General features: G+C 52.8%; 18 protein-coding genes and 4 tRNA genes. 3 read left to right on the top strand and 19 right to left on the bottom strand.

Annotated elements, in window-relative coordinates; translation table 11 throughout:
• Positions 1 to 72: 72 nt before the first annotated feature.
• Complete coding sequence (locus tag T320_RS09145) at positions 73 to 1359, bottom strand: PLP-dependent aminotransferase family protein (protein ID WP_051608694.1); 1287 nt, start codon at positions 1357 to 1359, stop codon at positions 73 to 75.
• 335 nt (positions 1360 to 1694) lie between these two features.
• On the opposite strand from T320_RS09145, the gene T320_RS09140 reads away from it, so the two are divergent.
• Together T320_RS09140 and T320_RS09135 are read left to right on the top strand one after the other, a co-directional pair.
• Complete coding sequence (locus tag T320_RS09140; protein WP_037355112.1) at positions 1695 to 2441, top strand: hypothetical protein; 747 nt, start codon at positions 1695 to 1697, stop codon at positions 2439 to 2441.
• Entirely contained in the window at positions 2438 to 3001 is a 564-nt protein-coding gene (locus T320_RS09135) for a hypothetical protein (protein ID WP_037355110.1), read from the top strand. The genes T320_RS09140 and T320_RS09135 overlap by 4 nt, the downstream gene beginning before the upstream one ends.
• A gap of 272 nt (positions 3002 to 3273) precedes the next feature.
• Here T320_RS09135 and T320_RS09130 read toward each other — a convergent pair whose 3' ends face one another.
• The 16 genes from T320_RS09130 to T320_RS09055 form a co-directional block, all read right to left on the bottom strand.
• Positions 3274 to 3705 carry a flavodoxin gene (locus T320_RS09130; protein WP_037355108.1) on the bottom strand — a complete coding sequence of 144 codons (432 nt, stop codon included), beginning with the start codon at positions 3703 to 3705 and terminating at the stop codon, positions 3274 to 3276.
• Positions 3706 to 3733: 28 nt separating this feature from the next.
• Positions 3734 to 4306 carry a DUF3793 family protein gene (locus T320_RS09125; protein WP_037355139.1) on the bottom strand — a complete coding sequence of 191 codons (573 nt, stop codon included), beginning with the start codon at positions 4304 to 4306 and terminating at the stop codon, positions 3734 to 3736.
• 403 nt (positions 4307 to 4709) lie between these two features.
• Positions 4710 to 5828 carry a glycoside hydrolase family 3 N-terminal domain-containing protein gene (locus tag T320_RS09120; RefSeq protein WP_037355105.1) on the bottom strand — a complete coding sequence of 373 codons (1119 nt, stop codon included), beginning with the start codon at positions 5826 to 5828 and terminating at the stop codon, positions 4710 to 4712.
• A 14-nt stretch (positions 5829 to 5842) separates the two neighbouring features.
• Positions 5843 to 6685, bottom strand: coding sequence for a 16S rRNA (cytidine(1402)-2'-O)-methyltransferase (rsmI, locus tag T320_RS09115; protein ID WP_037355137.1), 843 nt, complete (start codon positions 6683 to 6685; stop codon positions 5843 to 5845).
• A 4-nt stretch (positions 6686 to 6689) separates the two neighbouring features.
• A complete protein-coding gene (locus T320_RS09110) occupies positions 6690 to 7427 on the bottom strand; it encodes a tRNA1(Val) (adenine(37)-N6)-methyltransferase (RefSeq protein WP_037355102.1) in 738 nt (245 codons plus the stop codon).
• Positions 7427 to 8566 carry a PSP1 domain-containing protein gene (locus T320_RS09105; RefSeq protein WP_037355100.1) on the bottom strand — a complete coding sequence of 380 codons (1140 nt, stop codon included), beginning with the start codon at positions 8564 to 8566 and terminating at the stop codon, positions 7427 to 7429. Before T320_RS09105 ends, T320_RS09110 begins: the two co-directional genes overlap by 1 nt.
• Before the next feature lie 31 nt (positions 8567 to 8597).
• The gene (gene holB, locus T320_RS09100) at positions 8598 to 9605 is read right to left on the bottom strand and encodes a DNA polymerase III subunit delta' (RefSeq protein WP_231465879.1); all 1008 of its coding nucleotides are present in this window, start codon (positions 9603 to 9605) and stop codon (positions 8598 to 8600) included.
• Between the two features lie 10 nt (positions 9606 to 9615).
• The gene (locus T320_RS09095) at positions 9616 to 10014 is read right to left on the bottom strand and encodes a YaaR family protein (protein ID WP_369793440.1); all 399 of its coding nucleotides are present in this window, start codon (positions 10012 to 10014) and stop codon (positions 9616 to 9618) included.
• Between the two features lie 176 nt (positions 10015 to 10190).
• Entirely contained in the window at positions 10191 to 10523 is a 333-nt protein-coding gene (locus T320_RS09090) for a hypothetical protein (protein ID WP_037355094.1), read from the bottom strand.
• A 106-nt stretch (positions 10524 to 10629) separates the two neighbouring features.
• A complete protein-coding gene (locus tag T320_RS09085; RefSeq protein ID WP_037355133.1) occupies positions 10630 to 11232 on the bottom strand; it encodes a 3D domain-containing protein in 603 nt (200 codons plus the stop codon).
• 202 nt (positions 11233 to 11434) lie between these two features.
• Positions 11435 to 11520, bottom strand: a tRNA-Tyr gene (locus T320_RS09080).
• A 7-nt stretch (positions 11521 to 11527) separates the two neighbouring features.
• A tRNA-Arg gene (locus T320_RS09075) sits at positions 11528 to 11605 on the bottom strand.
• A 27-nt stretch (positions 11606 to 11632) separates the two neighbouring features.
• Positions 11633 to 11709 (bottom strand) — tRNA-Ile (locus tag T320_RS09070).
• 27 nt (positions 11710 to 11736) lie between these two features.
• A tRNA-Gly gene (locus tag T320_RS09065) sits at positions 11737 to 11812 on the bottom strand.
• Between the two features lie 531 nt (positions 11813 to 12343).
• Positions 12344 to 12655 (bottom strand): hypothetical protein, encoded by a 312-nt coding sequence (locus T320_RS09060; protein WP_037355091.1) that lies wholly within the window; start codon positions 12653 to 12655, stop codon positions 12344 to 12346.
• Positions 12656 to 12669: 14 nt separating this feature from the next.
• Positions 12670 to 17154 (bottom strand): AAA domain-containing protein, encoded by a 4485-nt coding sequence (locus T320_RS09055; protein ID WP_156032788.1) that lies wholly within the window; start codon positions 17152 to 17154, stop codon positions 12670 to 12672.
• A 394-nt stretch (positions 17155 to 17548) separates the two neighbouring features.
• Between T320_RS09055 and T320_RS09050 the strand changes: the two genes are divergently transcribed.
• Positions 17549 to 18100: a hypothetical protein gene (locus tag T320_RS09050; RefSeq protein ID WP_037355131.1), complete on the top strand. Its 552-nt coding sequence runs from the start codon at positions 17549 to 17551 to the stop codon at positions 18098 to 18100.
• Between the two features lie 66 nt (positions 18101 to 18166).
• On the opposite strand, the gene T320_RS09045 is transcribed toward T320_RS09050, so the two are convergent.
• Entirely contained in the window at positions 18167 to 18655 is a 489-nt protein-coding gene (locus tag T320_RS09045; protein WP_037355086.1) for a hypothetical protein, read from the bottom strand.
• A gap of 519 nt (positions 18656 to 19174) precedes the next feature.
• Complete coding sequence (locus T320_RS09040; protein ID WP_037355084.1) at positions 19175 to 20635, bottom strand: glucose-6-phosphate isomerase; 1461 nt, start codon at positions 20633 to 20635, stop codon at positions 19175 to 19177.
• Positions 20636 to 21396 lie beyond the last annotated feature (761 nt).

Genomic DNA, 21396 nt, shown 5'->3' with positions numbered 1-21396 from the left:
AAATATTAGCTATATTCAGTTAACTGCAGCCATTCCCCGGCGCCCAAGGAAGGGCGCCTGCGGACGTACTCATTATATATTCCAATGAATCATCGCCCGGATGGACATCTCTGCATCCCCATCATCAAAAGCTTCCATTTCCGGCAGCCAGTCTTCAGCAAACAAGGGCAAATCCTCCACCAGTTTCTTGATGAACTTATTCACCACCTGCATGGCCACATCATCCTGCGGGGAATTGAGGAACTGCCCCAAGACGCGCCCCACTTCCTCCATTTCCTCTGCCTGCAGATAGCGGGTGGCACTGTCGAGGCTGGACAGGCGCAAAATGGGGTAATTGATGGTATCCTCTGCCGTCAGCAGCTGTTCGGCCTTGACCATCAGGCCGGCCGTCTTCAATTTTTCGGCCACCACACTGCCGTTTGTCCCCTCCGGCAGCTGCACCAGCACCAGATGATTCTCCGTAGGACTGCAAAGAAGCTTGCAGCCTGCCGAAAGCAAACCATTTTCCAAGCCGCGCGCATTATCCAGAACCTGCTGGGCATAGTCCTGATACTCCATGCAGTCCGCTTCCTTGAACACCAGTGCCAAAGAAGCCAGTACATTCTTCTTCAGCGAGCTATGGCCCGTTTCAATCACCGTCTTATCCAGCAGCTCGGCAATCTTCTCCTTGCAAAGGATGATGCCGTTCTGCGGGCCATGCAGGGCATCGCTTGCCGCAAAGGTAGCCACATCAGCATAGGGCACCGGCGAAGGAATTTTGCCCGCCGCAATCAGCCCGGAATTCTGGCCCAAATCAATCCAAAGATAAGCCCCGACTTCATCGGCAATCTTTCGCAGACCCGCATAGTCAATATTGCGCGGATAGTTTACCGGCGAATAGATAATCATATCGGGACGGTGCTTATGCGCCAATGCCTGTACCTTGGCAAAGTTCAGTTCCAAAGTATCCGGCTCCACCCCGAACTTCACGAAATTATACTGCAAATCGCCGGTGCAATGCTCCGACTTGCGCAGGTTGAAGGACAGCACCGTGTCCCCCTTCTTGAGCAGTGCCAGCATTACCACGCGGGATGCAATGGCCAGGCTCCCCGTACGCACAATGGCGTGTTCCGCATTGAAAAGTTCCTTGGCCCGGCTGATGGCCAGCTTCTCCAAACGGCTCTGACGATGCGCCTTGTGATGGTCGATGATTTCATCCCCCAGCGTGCTCCCCTTCAGGAACGACGCAAAGGGCGAAGCCGCATTGGTTGTAGGAATCAGTGACAGGGTGGTACGCTGCTGCTTCAGCGCACTTCTGAGCTGCCCGCACAGTTCCGGGTCAAAATTCTCCAATTTTCGCAGGATTTTCTCGTTGGTCATATTCCAGGTCCTTTCTCATCTATTGCTATAATTCGTCCGTTACTGCTATCGCTATTCACTTCGACAAAAGAAAGAAAAATCCTGCCAATGTGCTTGCCTGCAAGAATATTTATAACCCACTCATTGAGACAAACCTGAGTGGGACAGGTGATAGTTGCCTGCGGCGTCAGGCTCTGAAGATAAAAAATTTTCGGCACCACCTAAAAGGATAATTTTACTTCCATGCCGAAACAAGAGAAAAGTAATCTTCCCTGTCGTTCCGTATACGTGATGTACTCATTTCACAATATTATAGAATCGTAATGGTTCATTTACCAATAAGGAGGTATTTCCCAATGCTTAGAAAGACAATCTTAGGAATTTCCTTAGCCACCATGCTCGGCGTTAATGGTATTGCTTTCGCATCGACAGAGATTCATGAAAATACCACTCAGGTCAACCTGGTGGAACGGATTCGCAACGCTGATGCCCCGGAACAGCAGCCACAAGCGCGCGAGAGTCTACAAAAGCGCATAGATGCAATTATGAGGAAAGAAAAAACACCCGCTAAACCTGTGGAATCCACGCTTCCCAAAGTTGCAATAATCTACGTCAATAACGCCAAATCAACCTATGATGAAGCTGTGGATAAAGAGATTTTTAAGTATCTGAACCAGGCCCTTCCCAAAAACACTTACGAATTGATCGATGGTTCCCCCTATGTAGAAATTTTGAACAAACTCGGTTATATGGATATTTCCTCTGCAGAACGCGCTGACTTTTTAGATGCGTTTCAGGATTCCGGCATTGATTACTGCATATATTTAGAAATACAGCCATTTATCATCCGCGATAAAGTAACTTTTTTCACGATTGGCAAAGACATTACCACCGCCGTTCCTTTCCGCATAATAAATTTAGGAACCGGCAAATACATCTATAATGGAAAATATACGGAAAAAGCATCTGATAGTTCCATGATTGGGGATATTGGCAATAAATCGGTAGCCTTAAAAGCTCTTGACAGCGTTGGCGAGAAGATTTTTGCTGAAATAACCGTTCGCTTACCGAAAACCAAGGCTGATACGAGGAAAGCGCTATGAAACCTGCAAAGCTGCTCGCCCTGCTGTTGACGGTCATTTGCATTTCCCTGATTCTGACTCCCACCATGACAGAAGCCAGACAAAAAAGCTCTGTATTACTTGTCTTTAACAATCAATCCGGCAGAGATGCTGACGAGCGTTTATCCGAAATAGCACATAATGAGCTCGGGAAAAAAATTAATGGCTTATATCATGTAATAGATAATCGTCTATATGAAAAAAGATATTCCCAAAAATCTTTTTTTAACGATACCCTCGATTCTATAACGGAGTATGCAAAAGAATCCCCAGCCAAATACTTTGTCTATGTAGAATTAATGCCGTTTCGACAGGCAGAAGGATTCAATGTCATTTGGCACCGCAAAAAAATGGTGTCAAATATCGGTTTAATCATTATAGATTTGCAGAGCCATAAGGAACTCTTCAAAGAAAAATATTCTGTTGAAAAAAACGATGATACCGACTTCTTTTTCGTCGGCAGTCCATCAATGGCAAGAAAATCCCTTAAAGGAGCGCTATTTATAGCAGGAGAGGCTATATCCATACACTTACCTTTATAGATTCCACTTCCCTGTTCTTCTTTTTATAGTATTAGTGGGGCGGTGGAGGGCTGACCGCAGCGTTAGCCGCTGGACGTTAAGAAAATATTTTTTGCGCAACCCAAAAGCGGCCTTAAAAGTCAACTGTCCGAGCACAGCGAGTTTTGACTTTTAAGGCCGCTTAATAAAAAGCAAAAAATATTTTTGCCAGCGGATTAGTGGAGGGCAGTCCTCCATCGCCCCACGCCTTTTACCGCGAACCAACGAAAATGGCTTACAAAATTGGTGAGATGTTACAACGACTTTACAAATTCTTCTCCCAGCTTGCGGCAATCGGCAAGTTCCGCATCCCCGGGAGCATTTTCGACAATCAGACCGTCGGAGAACAGCTTGGCGCCGTCCCCTTTGGTGCGCTCAGCCCAGCTTTCCATCCAGGCACCGCCGCCCCATCCATAAGAACCGAACAGCGCCACCGGCTTGCCGGACAGATGCTTTTCCGCATCGGTGAACAAAGGCTCGAAAGAGCCTTCTTCCAGCACTTCATCCCCCATAGCCGGGCAGCCAAAAATCAGCCCGTCATAATCCGGTACCGAAGAAGCCTTGAAGGACTCCACCTCAAAGAGGCTCACATCCCCGCCAGCCCCCTTGGCGCCTTCCTCAATAGCTTTCGCCATGGCCTCGGTATTGCCCGTGCCCGACCAGTAAACAATCGCAACTTTGCTCACAAAAATTCCTCCTTATCATAGCCCCCTGTCATACGGCTTTGACCAAATCCGGCAGGCTCGCGCCGCCTTCCAGCCGCAGGCAAAAATCATGGGTACAATCGGCATACAAATCAAAGAGCGCCCTGCTTTCCCGCTCATTGGCATAGACCTTCCAATAACCACTGTAAGAAAAATCCTGCCCCTTGTGGCGGATAAAACCTTCCACATCCTCCGGCGGATACCCCAGGAACAGCCCGACTTCATGCGGAAAGGATTTGCGCAGCTGCATGCGAAGTTTCAGATACTCCAACATCCCCATCAGCGTATCGTCCCCCCGATACCCAAGCCTAACGAGTATCTTCTTCGCCAGCGGATGAGCCAAATCCTTCATCAGCGCCCGCTGCCGATAAAAGAGCAGCAGCACATACTCCTCCCCTTCTGACAAGCGGAAGACCGATATGCCCTTGCAGTTAAAACACTGCATATAAGAAGCCAGCAGCCCCTCAAAATCCTCAAAACGGCTCTTTTGAAACGACAACAGACTGGCCGACTTCAGGCCCATCAACATCGGCGCCGCATGAAAGCCCAGCAGCTGTTCAAATCCCTCACGTCCCAACAACATCACCTCGCAAATGATAGAAATTATCATTAACTCAACGATTTCATTATATTATAAATGATAATCATTTGCAAGTTATATTTAGAAACTTCTCCCTAAGACAGGAGAACCCTAGCAACTAAAATTGACAAACCAGAGCGAACGTACAGGATATATTCCCAAGCATAAAGGAAGCTGACAACATAGACGGCAAAAAGCGGAGCAGTGGAGGACTGCCCGTAGCGTTAGCCGCTGGACGTTAAGAAAATATTTTTTGCTATACCAAAAAAGCGGCCTTAAAAGTCAACTGTCTGAGCTGAGCGAGTTTTGACTTTTAAGACCGCCTGATAAAAAGCAAAAAATATTTTTAGTCCAGCGGATTAGCAAAGGGCAGTCCTCCACTGCTCCGCGCCTTACGCCACGAACCTTAAGACTTATGTAACAGCTTCATTTTGACAATCCGCTTCACCGACTGATTAATCCTTTCCTCACTGATAACGCCTTTTTCCGCCGCCTCCAAAATTCCCAGATAAACGGCCGTCTGTCGCGGATATTCATGGCAGACAAGCGCGATATCCGCGCCGGCCTGAATGGCCTGCACGCCGAGTTCGCGGAAATCGCCGTACTTCGACACCGCGCCCATCTCGAGTGAATCAGTGATGATGATGCCATTAAAGCCGAGCTCCTGCCGCAGAAGTTTTGTCTGCACCGCTGCCGACAAACTGGCCGTATGGTCTTTATCGAGCGCCGGATAGACCAGATGCGATACCATCACCATGAAGTTTTCCGGGCTGTGATTGGCGATGATTTCCTTAAACGGCAGTAAATCCTGCGCCATGAGTTCTTCCTTCGTGGCGGGAATTTCCGAACGGTCGATATGGGAATCCACCTGCCCGCGCCCAATGCCGGGGAAATGCTTCAAGGCATAAATGACATGCGCGGACTCATAACCCTGCGCGGACGCAGCCACAAACTTGGCCGCCGTCTGGCCGTCCGCTGAATACTCGCGGGGATTGTTGCCCACATCCGCTACAGGCGCAAAATTCACATTGATGCCCAAATCCTTGAGGCGATTGCCCGTTTTCTGTGCCCAGGCTTCGGCCTGCGTATTGTCACCGCTCTGGCCAATGCTCTGTGCCGAAGGCGGCGGTTCAATAAAGCCCTTGCCCCGGGCCACAGGGCCGCCTTCTTCGTCAATGGCGATAAACAGAGGGACTTTTGCAGCCTGTGCCTGCAAATCCGCCGTGAGTTTTTTCGTCTGCTCGGCCGACTGCAGATTGCGGTCGAAGAAAATCACGCCGCCGATATGGTACTGATTGAGCATAAAGCGGCTGTCGTCATTGATTTCCGTTCCATGGACGCCAATCATCACCATCTGTCCCACCTTTTCCGGCAGGCTCATCCCGGCCACGATGGCATCCACCTGGTCATCAAGCGTCTGCGGCTTCTTCGCATTTTCATCAGCCTCTGCACCCTTGCCGCAGCCAGACAGCAGCATGAGCAGCATCACCAGCGTCAAAGCAAAAAACCTTCTGCAAATCCCCATGATTATCCCCCTTATCAATCCTCCAGCATGGCCTGATAGACATCCCGACGGGAAATTCCTAACGCCTTGGCGGCCTCCCGCATGGCGGCTTTCTTGTCCAGCCCCTGGGCCATAAAATGCTCACAGCATGCCTTGGGGTCAGCAGGCAGTTCATTTTCCTCTGCCGCCACTTCCCCGTCAAAGCCGGCCACGACGATGACATATTCCCCGCGCGGGTCGTTTTCCTCGTAATGGGCCATGATTTCCGTAAGGCTGCCGCGCTGGAATTCCTCGAATTTCTTGGTAAGCTCGCGGCCCAAAGCCACCTGCCGGTCGCCTAATACCCCATACAGGGCTTTCAGCGTGGCCTTCAGATGGTGCGGCGCCTCATAAAAAATCAACGTTTCCGGATATTTCTGCACGCTCGTCAAAATTTCCTGCTGTTTTTTCGCCGTCTTGGGCAAAAAGCCGATAAAGGTAAAGCGGGTGGTATCAAGGCCCGAACAGATAAGCGCCGACAGCCCCGCATTGGCACCGGGCAGGGGCGTTACCTTGAAACCAGCTTCAATGGCCAGCCCTGCCAGATGGCTGCCAGGGTCGCAGATACCGGGCAGGCCTGCGTCACTGACGCAGATTAAGTCATGGCCCTCCTGCATGTATGCGATAAGCTCCGGCCCTTTGGTGAGCTTGTTGTGCTCATGGTAGCTGGTCAGCTTCGTATGAATATCAAAATGAGTCAAAAGCTGCCGCGTGTGGCGGGTATCTTCAGCGGCGATAAGCTCTGCTTCGCCGAGCATCCGCACAGCCCGGTAGGTCATATCCTCCAGATTGCCAATCGGCGTGGCACAGAGGTAGAGGGTTGGGATTTTTTCATTCATTTTCTTACATTCCATATATCTGTAAAATCTCGTCGGTATAGGAGCCGTCGTCTTGGTGGACGATTAATGGCGGCAGAACTTTTAGGCCGCCGGGACTTGCTCCTACCACGGCTTCTATCAGCATCATATTAGGCGCTTTGCCTGCCTTGGGCTGCACCATCTGCAGGCGCTTGATCTCCATCTGCTTTTTATGGAGGGCCACAATGATTTCGCCCAGCCGCTCCGGCAGGTGTACCATGCCGAAGTGACCGCCAAAGCGCAGGCCGTAACGTGCCGCCGCCACGACATCCTGCAGTGTGGCCGTAAACTCATGGCGGGCCCGTGCCACACCGGAAAGTTTATTGGCCTGCCCCTCTCCCACCGGGCGGTAGGGGGGATTGGCGAGCACCACATCAAAGGATTCGGGCTTATAAAGCTCCCGAATGGCACGATAGTCGCCCTCGCGCACGAAAATCTTTTCTTCCAGCTCGTTGAGCCAGACATTGCGGGAGGCAAGCTCTGCCATAACGGGATTTAGCTCCACGGCATCCACACGGGCTACTTCATCGGCGATAATCAGCGGGATTACGCCCGTACCCGTGCCCAGTTCCAAGACCTTTTGGCGGGACTTTAACGACAAAAAATGAGCCAGCAGCACGGCATCCAGCGAAAAGCAGAATTCCTGCGTATTCTGGATGATATGCCGCCCGCTCTTCATCAAGTCGTCCAGCCGTTCATGTTCGCCTAAACGCACTTCCCGCATCAGTGGCGCTCCCGATTTTCCCGGCTCCGCTTGTCCCCGCGCTTGTTGTTCTTAGGGCGGTTGTCCCGGTTCCCCCGGCGATGGCCTGCGTCCCGGCTGTCCCGGCTGCGGTTATGGCTGTTATGGGAACGGTGGCCGCCCTCACGGCGGTTATCCCGATTCTCCCGATTTTCACGAGGACGGCGCTCCCGCCGCTCGCCGCGGTCGGAATGTTTATTTTCTGCGCCTTCGCCAAAGTCCTCAGCCAAAATCTCTGCGGCCTCAGACTCCTGTTCCTCGTAAGCCGCCATCATGGAAGCGGCCATGCTGGTATCGTCCTCATCCTTTTCGATGACATCTTCCCAGGCAGCCACAATGGTACGCCCGGAATCGAGCAGGATAGTGGCCGAGCGGCGCTGCTGGTTCAGCGAGATGACCTTGCCCTCGCCTTCCACGGACACCACGCGGGAACCCTGGGAAGGAGGCATGATTTTTTTCTGCTGATGGGGGCAGTTATCCCCGCAATAGCAGTCGTTTTCGTATTTCAGGCAGCACATAAGGCGGCCGCAGATACCGGAAATCTTCGTGGGATTGAGCGAGAGATTCTGGTCCTTTGCCATGCGGATGGACACGGGCTCAAAGTCGCCTAAGAACGTCGCACAGCAAAGCGGCCGCCCGCAGCAGCCAATCCCGCCCATAAACTTTGCCTCATCACGGACACCAATCTGGCGCAGTTCGATGCGGGTGCGGAACACAGCCGCCAAATCCTTAACGAGCTCGCGGAAGTCGATACGGCCGTCGGCGGTGAAGTAGAAGATAATCTTGTTCATGTCGAAGGTGTACTCCACCTCCACCAGATTCATGGGCAGGCCATGGGCCGCGATTTTTTCCTCGCAGATGCCAAAGGCTTCCTTTTCCTTCTCCTTGTTCTCCGCGATGCGGCGGATGTCGGATTCATTGGCAATGCGGTGCACGACCTTGAGCGGCGGAACAATCTTGTCCTCCGACTCCTCCCGCGGGCCGATTACAGTCTCGCCGCATTCCATGCCCCGGGCCGTCTCCACAATAACCTTATCACCGAGCTTGATGTCCAGATTGCCCGGCGCAAAATAATAAATCTTGCCCGCCTTCTTGAAGCGGACACCGATAATCGTCTGCATAAAAATCTCCTACATTTATATATAATCTGCCCTAGCGGCAGTCCATTAAGCGAATAAAATAACCTTCCATCTGCAGGCGCAGATTCACATTGGCCTGCAGGCGGTGCAGCAGTTCGCGGGTCTCCCGAAGCATGGCAAAGAGCTTTCCCTTGGAAAACTGCGGCAAAAGTTCTGCCAGCCGCCCCCGCAAATCGCCATTATAAAGCAGGGCTGTGCCGCCGTCTTCGTAGAGCAGCAGCATATCCCGCAGCAGCATATGGAAGTAGCCCACCCATTCGGCCAGACTCTCCCTATCCATTTCCCCTTTGGCCGCCGCTTCCTCCCATAATTTTGACAGGTTAAGGGAAGGCAAAGCCACCAGGAACGAGAGCGCATTATCCCGCAGTTCCAGCCCGCCATGCTGGGCAAGCTTCAGCGCCTGCCCTAAGCTGCCATCGGCCAGAAAAGCCAGTTTTTCCGCTTCGTCTGCGGGCAGCTGCCGTTTCAGCAACTCGCCCCGGACTTCCTCATGGGAAAGAGGCCCGAAGGCCAGCGGCATACAACGGGACACAATGGTATCCAAAAGGCTGCTTCTGTCACGCGCTATGAGAATAAAGGTTACCTGCCCTTCCGGTTCCTCCAGCGTCTTTAGGAGGCTGTTGGCCGCAGGCTCGTTCATGGTATCCGCATCATCAATGAGCACCACCCGGCGCCCGGCGCGCACCGCGGAGCGGGACACCACCGTCTGCATCTCCCGGATTTCCTCAATGCGGATGATGCGGGTGGATTTTCCCCGCACCTCCGGCACCAGCTCATAGTAATCGGGGTGAGTGCCTGCCGCCATAGCCCGGCAGTTGTCGCAAAGTCCGCAGGGAGCATGGTCATGGCCGCAGAGAATAGCGGCCGCAAGAATCTGGGCACAGATTTTCTTGCCAATCCCCGCCGCCCCGGTAAAGAGCAGGGCATGGGGAAGGCGCCCCTCCTGCAGGAGAGCCGTCAGCTCCTGAACCTGTGCCCTATGACCTGTCAAACTGTCCCAACGAATTTCCACAATTTCCACTCACTTAATTTCACATATACAAATCCACCAGCATCCCACGAATGGCATCATGGCTGGCCACGATGTCGAGCTGGTCAGACTGTCCCAAACGGATTTTCTCCGCCATTTCTTCCAGCTTCTTGTCGATTTTCCGCACAGTGGTATAGACCTTCTGCCGCCCCATTCTATCCCAGCCGGCCTGGCTATGGAGCTCGTACATGCGGTTCACCGCTTCTCCCACGAAGTTCTTGATTAAAGTGCGGTAGGATTTCAGCTCATCATAAGTAGGGGTCTTGGAAAGCCTTGCCCCCTGCTCGTCAATCTGCTTCAAGAGTTTGTCCAGCTGCTCTGTTGAGAGGCTGTCCTCCTGCTCTAAAAGCTCCATGGAAAATTCCGTATCCCCGCTTTCCACCCGCTCTTCCCGGCCCATTACCCGGGTAAAAGCTGTCTCCTGGGTGGCACGGCTGTCAACTTTCAGTGGCATAATCATCACCCGCTTCGCCTAGGATTTGTTATACTTAGCTATAATAAATTATAGCGGTTTAATGGGTATTATGCAATAGAAAAACCGCCCCCGCAGGGACGGTCATTCGTGGAAAACAGGAATCAATGATGATGTCTGTTCTGACGCTCATAGTCCGCCTTAATCTGCTTGACGGCCTCATCATGACGATTCTGTTCATGCTTCATTTTCTTGTCAAATTCCTGCTGCGTAATCTTGCCATGTCTGAGCTCATAGCGCAGGGACAGGATGTTCTGTCTGTGCACACGTTCCTCTTTCTGCATGCGGTGGCTGTACTCATTGTGGGTGCCATCTTCGTAAGCGGCCTCATGGTGAGCAGCTTCCGTAACAGAAGTCATGGACATGCCGGCAATGCTGAAGCTCAGTACACCAGCCAAAGCCAATGCGGCGATTTTCTTATGATTTACCTTAAACATTGTATCGACTCCCTAACTCGATGGATTTATTATCATATCATCCTTACTATACATTGTTTTCAGATTCTTTTCATTAGGAACGGATTAAATTTCCATTAATTTTTGATTAGGTTTCTTCGATGATGATGATTTCCAAATCCCGCCGTCCGAAAGCCAGGGCTTCTTCGTGACTGTCAAAGGCCACATCGATGCGGTGTCCCTTGATGGAGCCGCCGATATCTTCGGCCACAGCCTCACCGTAACCGGGAATGAACACGCGGGTGCCCAAGGGAATCATGTTGGGGTCCACCGCAATGACACCATGACGCACGAGGGTGCCGCTGGCAGTATGTTTGCTGTTGCCCGGGTCGTAGGCACTGTAGCCCGAAGCCGACACATACATGGCATGGCCGGTGGGAATGGAATCCCCCTCGTGATGAACCGCATGGGCCTTGGTACGCGTCTTTGCCGGAGTTTCCTTGCTTTCGTAAGTCTTGCCGCCGGAAAGATAATAATAGGTGCCATCACCGCAGATACCGTCCACGGTCAGGCCACGGGCTTTCTGGAATTTTTTGATGGCTGCCACCGTCAGCGGGCCGCAATCGCCATCCGCCGCACTTTCGAGGAAGCCCTGCTCAATCAGAAGTTCCTGTACGTGGCGCACAGCCTCGCCTGTGGAACCTTGCTTTACCAATATAGAGGCAGCCGCAGGGACTGCCGTACAACACATGAATACCAGGGTAAATAAGACTAACCGAAATGTTTGCTTACGCAATAAAACCACCTCACTAGCTTCTCTATCCATTTTCACTTATGCAATACCAAGGATATTTTAGCAAAAACCGTCAGTTTCCGTCAAACGAAGGCCAAGTCTTTCGTTTCCTGCAAATAACAGAAAAAGCGCCGCTTTCGCGACGCTATGCCTTTTCAAGTGGTGGGCAGGGATGGATTCGAACCATCGTAATCCGAAGATGACAGATTTACAGTCTGTTGCCTTTAACCACTCGGCCACCTACCCATAAAAATGGTGACCCAGGAGGGACTCGAACCCCCGACCCTTTGATTCGTAGTCAAATACTCTAATCCAACTGAGCTACTGAGTCATTGTATATATTGAAGTTTTTTGTAATTGGTGGGCCCACTTGGACTCGAACCAAGGACCGACCGGTTATGAGCCGGTTGCTCTAACCAACTGAGCTATAGGCCCAAGTTTACATCAAACTTACAAACAATATGGAGCGGAAAACGAGACTCGAACTCGCGACCCCCACCTTGGCAAGGTGATGCTCTACCAACTGAGCTATTTCCGCATTTTGTCTGACGCTTGACTTCAGAAGTTTTTCTGTGTCTCGCTGACTGACAAAAACTATTATATCCATACCTGCACCATATGTCAACACCTTTTTTCAATTTTTTTCAAAGTTTTTTTCGCAGAGGCATTTTCTGAATGATTTCAAGACAGGATTCGAGGCGAAAAGGGCGCGGAGGACGGGGGATATCTGGCTTGCGCTAAGCCCGGGAGCTAAACTTGTTTTTTGCCCTTAACGCATTAGCCAGACATCCCCCGTCCTCCGCTCGCTGTCGCTTTGCTGGGTAATGAGGTACGATATATTCCGGGACTGCTGCAATAAAAAACAGCCTCTGTACACAATCTATGTACAAGAGACTGGATTTTTGCTATACTTCCTTTAAGGTGCTGTTTAGCGGTTAATATTTGCCCTCAAAAGGGGGCTCGCCTTATGAATGAGATAATCATAATTTTAGTCTTGTTACTTCTCATCCTGATAGAGATAAAAAAATAAACCGCCCCATGCGACCAAACTTGTGGCGGTTTACTTTCATTAAAACGGTAAACTAACGAGGGCGACCGCTGGGCGGCACCTCTTCTTGTGTTCATTATAGCATTTGCCTAAATCATTGGCAAATGCTATTTTTTTACAAATTAAGCCGTTAAGCTCATCTTGCGCAGGTGCTTGCTTTTTGGCCACAGCCCGCTGCCGCAGGCTGGCTCCTAAAAGAAAAATGCTAAACACCAAGCTGAAAGCCGCGACGTGGTAACCGGAGCAGGTAACTAAGTCAACGGCATTCACGAGGGAGCCATTTAGGGCGAAGGCCAAAAAGCAAGCACCTGCGCCAGTACGCATTATGAGCAAAACATAAAGCGCTCCTATGCGTCTGTTTCTTCTTTATGCCACTCCCCAAGCAGCTGTTCCGCACGCTGCCGCACCCAGAGGGCCTGCTGCTGGCGCTCTGCGGCGGAATTTTCTGCGGGCGTAGTTTCTCCCAGCACAATCCCGAGGTCTGCCAGCTGGGCTTTTAGTTTTTCCAGTGCGGTCTCGGGATTCAGGTACCAACTGCTGCCCCGCACGCGGAGGAAATGCCAGCCCAAGCGTTCCAGGACTGCCTGACTGTAGCGCTGGCTGGCGGCTTCTTTGATGCTGTCCACCCAGTGCTCGCCGTCGCAGGCAACGATAACCCGGCTGCTGCCGCTGACTGCGGCCACAGGCACGCGCAAACTGCCCACTGCCATATCCTGCAGAATCTGATAGCCTTCGGCCTGCAAGCTGCGGGTGACGGTAAGTTCCAATGATGTAGGCTGCTGAGGTTCTCTGTCCCCCAAGCCTGCGTCCGGATTTTCTGCATATTCGATAAGTCCTCGGCGCAAATCGCCCTCTTTGAGGGCCGCCGCAGCCATGGAATGAATGACCCAAAGCTGGTCGCGCGCACGGCTGGCGGCGACATTGTAGCGTTTGATGGTACTGCCGGCATGGCCGTCCCCCACAAGACGCAGAGGGGCATCTTCGGCAGGGCTGTCCACGAGCGACAGGAAGATAACATCCCGCTCATCACCCTGAAAGTCTGCGGGACTTCCGCAGAGGAAATCGCAGGCTTCCAAGGCGCCAATGCCAATGCGCTCTGCCGCCAGTTCCCGGATGAGTTTTCCCTGCTCGTCGCCTAACAGAGAGATGGCGCCGAAGCTCTTGCCCTGATAAGCAGGTTCCTCCAGGCAGGCCGCCAGCACCGCCACAATGTACTCGGCTTCGGCCAGATTTTTCTTGCCGTCCCGCTGGCCCTCAACCTGCACAGGCACCAAGGGCTGCAGGCTGCTTCCTCCAGACTCCCGCAGGGGGCGGATACGGCCATCGTAGGCCAGTTGATTGGAATAGCCGATGATTTCCGGCACGCAGCGGAAGTGTTCCGTCAACATCCGGGCTGCAAAATTCATCTGGGCAATATCGTAAAGAGAAGAATCCATGGTATAGAGGGAAGCGTGTTTGATTACCCCGTCGATGGTCGTGCCCTGCAGATGGGTGATTTCGGCCGCTGTCACGCCGACGGCTGCGGGGCTCACCTGCTTGTCATCCCCGACGATGATGATTTTCCTGCCGAAGTACAGGAGGGGCAGGGCCGTAATATCCGCCTGACTGGCTTCGTCAATCAGGATGATGTCAAATTTGGGGCTTGCGGGATTAAGGTTCTGCCAGACACGGGACAGGGGCATAATCCAGGCGGGCACCGCACGCTGCGCTTCCAGCATGCAGTCCCTTGCCTCCCGGATATGACGGGCCGCATAGCGCCCCTTCCCCTTGCCGAGTTTCTGTACCGCTTTGCTCCAACCCACCAGACTGGCCTGCAGACCGGTGCCGGACACATTTTCCAGCAGATGCTGCCAGGCGCGGGTTTCCGCCAGTTCCGCCGTCACCTGACGCAGACGGCTCGTAAGTTCTTCAATCTCCCCGGCCAGTGCCTGCGCATCAGCCTTGGGCAGCTCGCCGAGCTCCCGCTTGAATTGGGCGTAAAGCCAGGCATCGGCGATATTTTCCGGCACCTGTGCCTCTCCGTCACGGCCTTCCTGCCCTGCAATCCGCGCCGCCCACTGCGGCGCAAGTTCTGCCAGCCGTTCCAGATATGCCTGCCGTTTTTCGAACAAGGGCAGGAGTTTTTCGTAAGCTGCCAGTTTTTCATAAGCGGCGGCATAGGCCGCGCTGTCACCGTCAGCCAGCGCCGCACCAAACTGCCGCGCCAAAATGCCGTCAGCTTCGGCAATGGCCGCCCGCGTCTCCCGCAGGCTGTCTGCCGAGTGCTGCCGTCCGGCCTGCATCAGCAAAAGCTGCTGCCAGCGAGGGAAATCTTCCCGCAGCCAGCGCAGCTGGTCCGCTAGTTCCCCATGAGGGGTGGCAAAATTGGCGGGGCGATAGACAAGATTCATATTCACGCCGGCCTGACGCCAGAACAGCAGCAAATCCTGCCAGACGGTTTCCTGCCAGGAAAGATAGCCTTGAATTTCCCGCCAGCGGGCACTTAACAAATCGTCGCAGTCGTCCTTAGCGGCGGCCAGTTCCTCATAGGAAATCATGCCGCAGGGTTCCAATAGTTGACGCCACTTGACCCGCACCTCGCTGCGGGCCTGCTGCAGGGCCACATACTGCATGGCCAGCTGGCAGTCCCGCCGGCTTTCGAGTCCGTGGCCGTCAATGACAAATTCCCGTTGCACGGCCTTCCAGCCCCGATGGCAAAGTTTGCGCCACCAGGACAGGCCGCCGTTATCAAAGGCTTCGGCCATCTCTGCCAACGTCTGAATCAGCTCCTGATTGAGCGGCCGTTCTCCGCGATAGGCAAACTCCACGCCGAAGAACTGGGTCAGATTCTGCTGTTTGAGCTGCTGCACCCGCGCAATGGAGCGCCCCAGCATCTGCCACATCTCCAGATGGGCACCCTTGAGTTTTCCGGCCAGCATGGCCTCCTGCGCCCATTTTTCCTCCAAACGGGCAAAGTCAATCTGCTCATAGAGGGCGCCAGCCTCCCGTAGCCTGTCCAAGGAAAGTTCCCCGGCCACGGGCTGACCTTTGCGGCACAGGCAGCCCACTTCATCAAGCGTGACATCCTGCAGGCCCGCCAAGAGTTCCTGCCGTCTGTCCTGCTCGGAAGCGGCCAGTTCAATCAGCCGTCCCGCGTCCTCGGGGGACAGCATGCGCCCTCTATCCGGCAAGTCCTCCGCGATTTCCCGCAGGCTTTCCGCCGTAAATACGCCGTTGCTCCGATAAAGTTCTGCCAGTTCCTCCTTGGTCAGGGGCAGCACACCTTCGACCACTGGCCCCTTTACCACATCCTCCAGTTCCTGATGGTCATGGATAAAAGCCGCCATGCGGGAGGGGGACCAGGCCTTTCCGCCCAGCACAAAATAATCCCGCTTGGCTTCAAAGCGCTGCATATCCGCCAGCACCGTGCGCTTTTCCCGTAGGGCATGGAGAAGCGACTGACGCTCTCCTGCCAAACGGCCACTCCGCTGGGAAAGCTCCGCCGCATCGCTATGGGCCAGCCTGTCACAGATACCGGACACCGAACGCTCCATATCCCCCTTGGCGTTATCAATCAGGGACACACACAAATCCTGAATTCCTGTCGGCAATTTCTCCTTGAGCACAGACAGCGCCTTATTCGTGGCACTGGTCACCAGCACATGCTGCCCCTGCGCGAGAAAATGGCCCAGCAGATTGGCAATGGTATGGGTCTTGCCCGTGCCGGGAGGGCCCTGCACCACCACCGCCGGCGAGGTCTCTATCTTGCGGGCAATGCCCAGCTGCTCCGCGTTGGCGGTTTTGGTCAGCAGGATGTCCTCCGCCTCGCCCCGGATATCCTCCAGATTCAGTGTTTCCGGTTCCGCCTTTTCCTGCGGCGCGTCGGGGTCCACAATCCGCAGCAAAGCCTCGGGCACATCCCCCTCCTGCTCAATACGGGCCATGATGGCGCCGATGGAACGCTCCGTCCCCGGCTGCACCTTCCGCAAAAACAGCACCTGCCTGTCATAGGTCAGATACCAGTCCGTGGGCAGCACATCAAAACGGTTGGCCGCATAACGGCAGTTGGGCGTGAGGGCTCCCGCATGTTCCGCCAGAAAGGCTTCCATATTCTCCGCCCAAGGATGCAAATCCGCCTCATCCAATGCCTCGGCAAAGGCCCGAATCCCCTCGGCCTCCACCCCCGGCATTTCCTGAAACATATCCACATACAGTTCCGTGGGATATTCCGCAGACAAAAGCTGCATCTTGCCCTTGTTATCGTAATGCAGGCGCACCCGCTTCAAAATAATCGGATGATTGATGGCCGAATCCAGACCGCTCAAAAAAAAGCCATTGCCCGCCACAAGTTCCAGCCTATCCGGATCTTTGCGCAATTTGTCGTAAAGCTCGTAGAGCTGCATAAAGAGTTCCTGCGTGCGGCTCTTGACCATTTCCCCGGCCCGCCAGAGCGTGCGCTGCCGCTTCCACTTTTCCAGTGCCGCCAGACGCACCCCGGAATCCACAAACCGCTCCGTCACATCACCGAGCCGTTCGTCATGGCGCAGGCGTTCCTCCCGCACCTCTATATCCGTCACGGCAAAATCCCGCCAGTTGGGCGTGCGAATCCAGCCCAAGAGGTCAAAGGGCAGCTCCGGGCAGGGAATAAACTCCGGCTTTTCCACTTCCAGCAGAACATCCTCGCTGACGCCTTCCGCCTGTGGCAGCACGCGAATCCGCTTGGGGTCCACGGGCAGCTCGTCCAGGAACAGCGACCACTCCTCCTCTTTGATGCTGCGCACCAATTTTTGCCGCAAGGAAGCCACCTTGCGGATATAATCCAATAACTTTAAGACCTTTTTCTGGTTATCCATATAAACCTCAGAACCATTCACATTTTCACCAGGGTTATCCACAGATTTATCCACTAATCCACAATTTTGGGGATAAATCTGTGGATAACTTCCTTTTGCTCGTACACCTTTTTAAGATATTCGACTGATTTTGGCCAGTTCCTGCTAAAATTTCTAATGGCATTTTAATTTGACGCAAGCAACCACTCGGTATATACTGACCTTAATGAGGTACTTTGCCAAGGAACTGTGCAGAAATAAATCTGTCCATAGAGCGCAGAACAAATTTTCATAGGCTAGGCGGAGGAGGGAGTCATAGCGGGGCTATGGCGACCAACGACAACAACGCCTATGGAAATTTGAGCAAGCTATATGATTGATTTATTTCGTAACAGTTCCTAAGGAGGTTTGCTTTATGAATAAAAAATCCTTTGCCCTGTTGGCGGCGCTGACCGCAGGAAGCTGCTGTCTGAGTACAGTCATTACAGGCGGTACGGCCAGTGCTGCGCCGCTGGGCAGCGTGGGCATGCACAATCCCATGAAGGCCTATGACAGCGTGGCGGAAGCAAAAGCTGCGGCTGGATTCCAGCCTCTCTACCTGCCGTCCATGACGGGCTATCATGTGAGCCATGTCTGGGTGATTGCTGGCGATACCATCGATATCGAATACACCGCTGATGGGAAAATCGCCACGAAATTCCGCCTGCGCACCGCCCGCTGCACGGAACTTATGAACGACAACATCAGCGGCATCTACGGAGCCAAATGGCAGAGGAAAACGGTGCAGGAAATCCCCGTGGCCATCGCCCAGGTTCCTGCCGAAAGCAAAGCCTACCCTGACGGATACGCCGCCCACTGGACCTACAATAACATGCTCTTCGCCATCAGCGCGGAAAACATCGGCAAGCCGGAGTTCATGCACCTGCTGACAGACGGCCTGGTGGAAATGAGCAAGAACTATTTCTAAATACGCCTATAGGAAAAGCCGCCCGAAAGGACGGCTTTTCTCATGCATAAAGTGTGGATTATAAGCTCAGGCAGGGATGCTGGAAGATTCTTCTGCTGGGGGAAGCTGGTCTTTTTCCTTCATAAAACAGGGAATGGCACAGAACACAAGATAGAGCCAGCCGCCAAGAATTGCGCAGACAGGCAGCAGGATAACGGCCGCCACCTGCAGGATTATGCCATACTTCAGCATTTTAGCCCGCTGCATCACCGTGCCCAACATGACCACGAAGATGCCCAACGCCAAAGCAATCAGCAGCACCACCAGAATCATCACCAGCCCAAGCAGACTAACCCCCATGACATGGCGTATCCCCTTCAGCCAATAAATTATCGCAGCAAGCCCCAGCACGGCAATCATCCCCAAAGCAAAATACAGCAGACGCCGCTTGTAGGTTTCCTTGTCAATGCTGCGCTTCAGGCTGACCCAGCTCCAGTCCAGCCGGGTTCCCAGGAACAGGAAAAAGAATATCAGGGCAAAAACAAATCCCCAGCCCATAACAACAAAGAAAGTCATCTAATCATCCCTTCTATGAAATAAATCAGTTGTATGGTAACACATCTTGGTTAGAACAGGATTAGAATGGTTAGAATATTTACCACGATGGGATTCGAGGTGAAAGGCGCGGCAGGCCATAACTATAGCTATTTTCATGAATCCTTACTGCCATAACACTATCGAATTGGCTGGTGCTTCTTCTCTCTTGTGGAGAGCAGCGGAGTTGCTGTTGGCAGAGATTGTTTCTTTTGCTTGAACGAAAGCCCTTTTGTCTAGTATGGCATTACATGTAATAGTATGCAGAAGAACTGACTTGGCAGGGCGGCTGGGAGCTACTTCTGGCGAAGCGTATGGGCATTGGCGTGAAGAAAATTATTTTTGCCTACATACGAAAAAACTCCAAGCACTTTTGTCTGAACGCAGTGAGTTTAAGTGCTTGGAGTTTTATAAAAGGCAAAAATAAATTTTAGCCAAGGCTCATAGCGCAGCGGAAGCAGCTCCCAGCCGCCCCGCCAATACGCATGACCTTAGAAAGATTTATTTCTGGTTAGCAGCCTTTACTTCAGCCAGCTTCGGTCCCATAATGCGCTTGTAGGACTCTACGCCCGGCTGGTTGAAGGCATCCACGTTGGAGAGTTCGCCTTCGTAAGCTACGGACATAGCCAGCATGTAGAGGAGCTCGCCCAGGTGGTAAGCATTGAGCTTCGGCAAGGTGAAGCAAGCGTTGTAGCGCTTGTTGGATGCCAGAGCGTCAGCGTTGGACTGACGGGCAACTTCGAGAGCCTGGCCCATGGTTACGCCGGAGATATCGGACAGTTTCTTCACATCCGGGAAGATATCGGGAATCGTGAGGTCATTTTCCCAGTCAGCCAGACGGATGAACTGAACAACCTTGTTCAGCTTGCCTTCCTGATGCTGCTGCGTCTGGGAATGCATGTCCGTGGTACCAACAGCAACGAGCGGCGTACGGCCGTAGCAAACTTCCTTGCCGTCCTTGTTGTACTGCTTGCCGAGGGATTCAGCCAGCAGCTGGATGTACCATTCGGAAACAGACTTCATGTAATCGCCATAAGGCATCATGACTTCGATATCGCGGCCATGCTTTTCGGATGCAGCGAACTTCAGAGCAGCATTGAGCATTGCCGGGTTCTGCCAGAGGTCATCATTCTGGCAGGCCTTATCCATGTCACGTGCGCCTTTGAGGAAGGACTCAATGTCAAAGCCCACGCAGGCAGCCAGCGTCAGACCGACTTCGCAGAAGATGGAGAAACGGCCGCCCACCCCGTCGGGTACAGCGTACTGCGGCCAGCCTTTTTCGATAGCCAGCTTCTTGAGGAGGGTCTGCTTTTCCATGTTCGGGTCGGTAACAGCAACCACTTCCACATCAATATCGCCGAGCTTCTGCAGGGCATCATAGATGACCATGAAGTTGCTCATGGTGTCGAGCGTGCCGCCGGATTTGGAGATAACGAGCAGCAGCACTTTGAGGTTGCGCTTTTCATGGGATTTGGTGACTTTGGCGCTGTTTTCGAGATAATGGATGATGTCACCCGTGCGGCGCGGGTCAATGTTCTGACCGCTGAAGATGATTTTCGGGAAGCCATTGCGTTCTGCCTTCGGCAGTTCGTTCCAGAATTCACCGCAATGCACATCAAAGATAACCTTGTCGCCCAGGAAGGAGCCGCCGATACCCAAAGATACAACGAAATCCACGTTGTCCTTTACATGGTCGGTCAGTTCCTGCAGGTGCTTCAGGGAAGACGGGCTGTTGAGATGGCCTTCTTCAATGTAGGGCAGCTGGGAGAACAGCACCTTTTCCGGCTCGCCGTCCTTGGACAGATGCGCACGGATAAAGCCTTTCTCACGCATAACCTTCATGGCTTCGTGAGCTTTCTTCAAATCTTCTTCATAGCTTTTCAGGTCAGCTTCCGTAACCTTACCTTCGCCGTACAGGTTTTCGTAATCAAACTCAAAACCGGATGCAAGCTTCAAACTCATTGTCTACACTCCTCTAGTTCATTCATTCCATATTGGTATCATTACATACATATTGATTATAACGCAGTTGTTCAAATTTTGCCATAGGCAAAATTACTTATTCGCGTTTCGTCGATACGACATAACGCAGTTGTTCCGATTTTGCCATAGGAAATTATGTGACAATAGAAAAAAGGAAATGTGAACTTGCAGTTTGTCAATGTTACTGCGAGATTACTTTTATTTGTTACAGCTCAGTTTGGGCGGAGGTGGTAATACTTTTCGCCGTTGCACTGAATGACCCACAAGTAAATGTATGGATTTTTTAGTTACCTGCGCCGGGCAAGACCGGCGGCGCGTATGTTCAGCCCAGTGTTTAGTTTATGCCGTTTGTGGGCCAGTCCTCACTGCGTTCGGACAGTCGTTCCACGGCGAAAAGCATCACCACCTCCGCCCCTAAGCGCTGTTCGTACCAATCACTATTTTCGTGGTGACAGGGAGCAAGTACATCGATGTTCTTGTTACGGGAACAGCAAGTTCTCGCCGCTTGCCTAATCCGTAACCTGGGGCGGACGGGGAGTGATTTTTCTGTCAGGAGCGACTGCCTGAACGCAGTGAAGGCCGGCCCCAGCAAGAAAATGCTAAAAAAATACGCTGAAAGAAGCGCCGTTGGCCTGCCCGGCGCAGGTAACTGGACAACACTCCTTTACGAAGGGGTCGTTTAGCGGAAAACAGAAAAATTACTCCCCGTTCGCCCCTTGACTGCGTATAAGCGGGATACC

This window comes from Selenomonas sp. FC4001, from assembly GCF_000701565.1.
GTDB classification, from domain to species: Bacteria; Bacillota; Negativicutes; order Selenomonadales; family Selenomonadaceae; genus Selenomonas_A; species Selenomonas_A ruminantium_B.
This window is presented reverse-complemented; position numbering and strand designations above follow the sequence as displayed.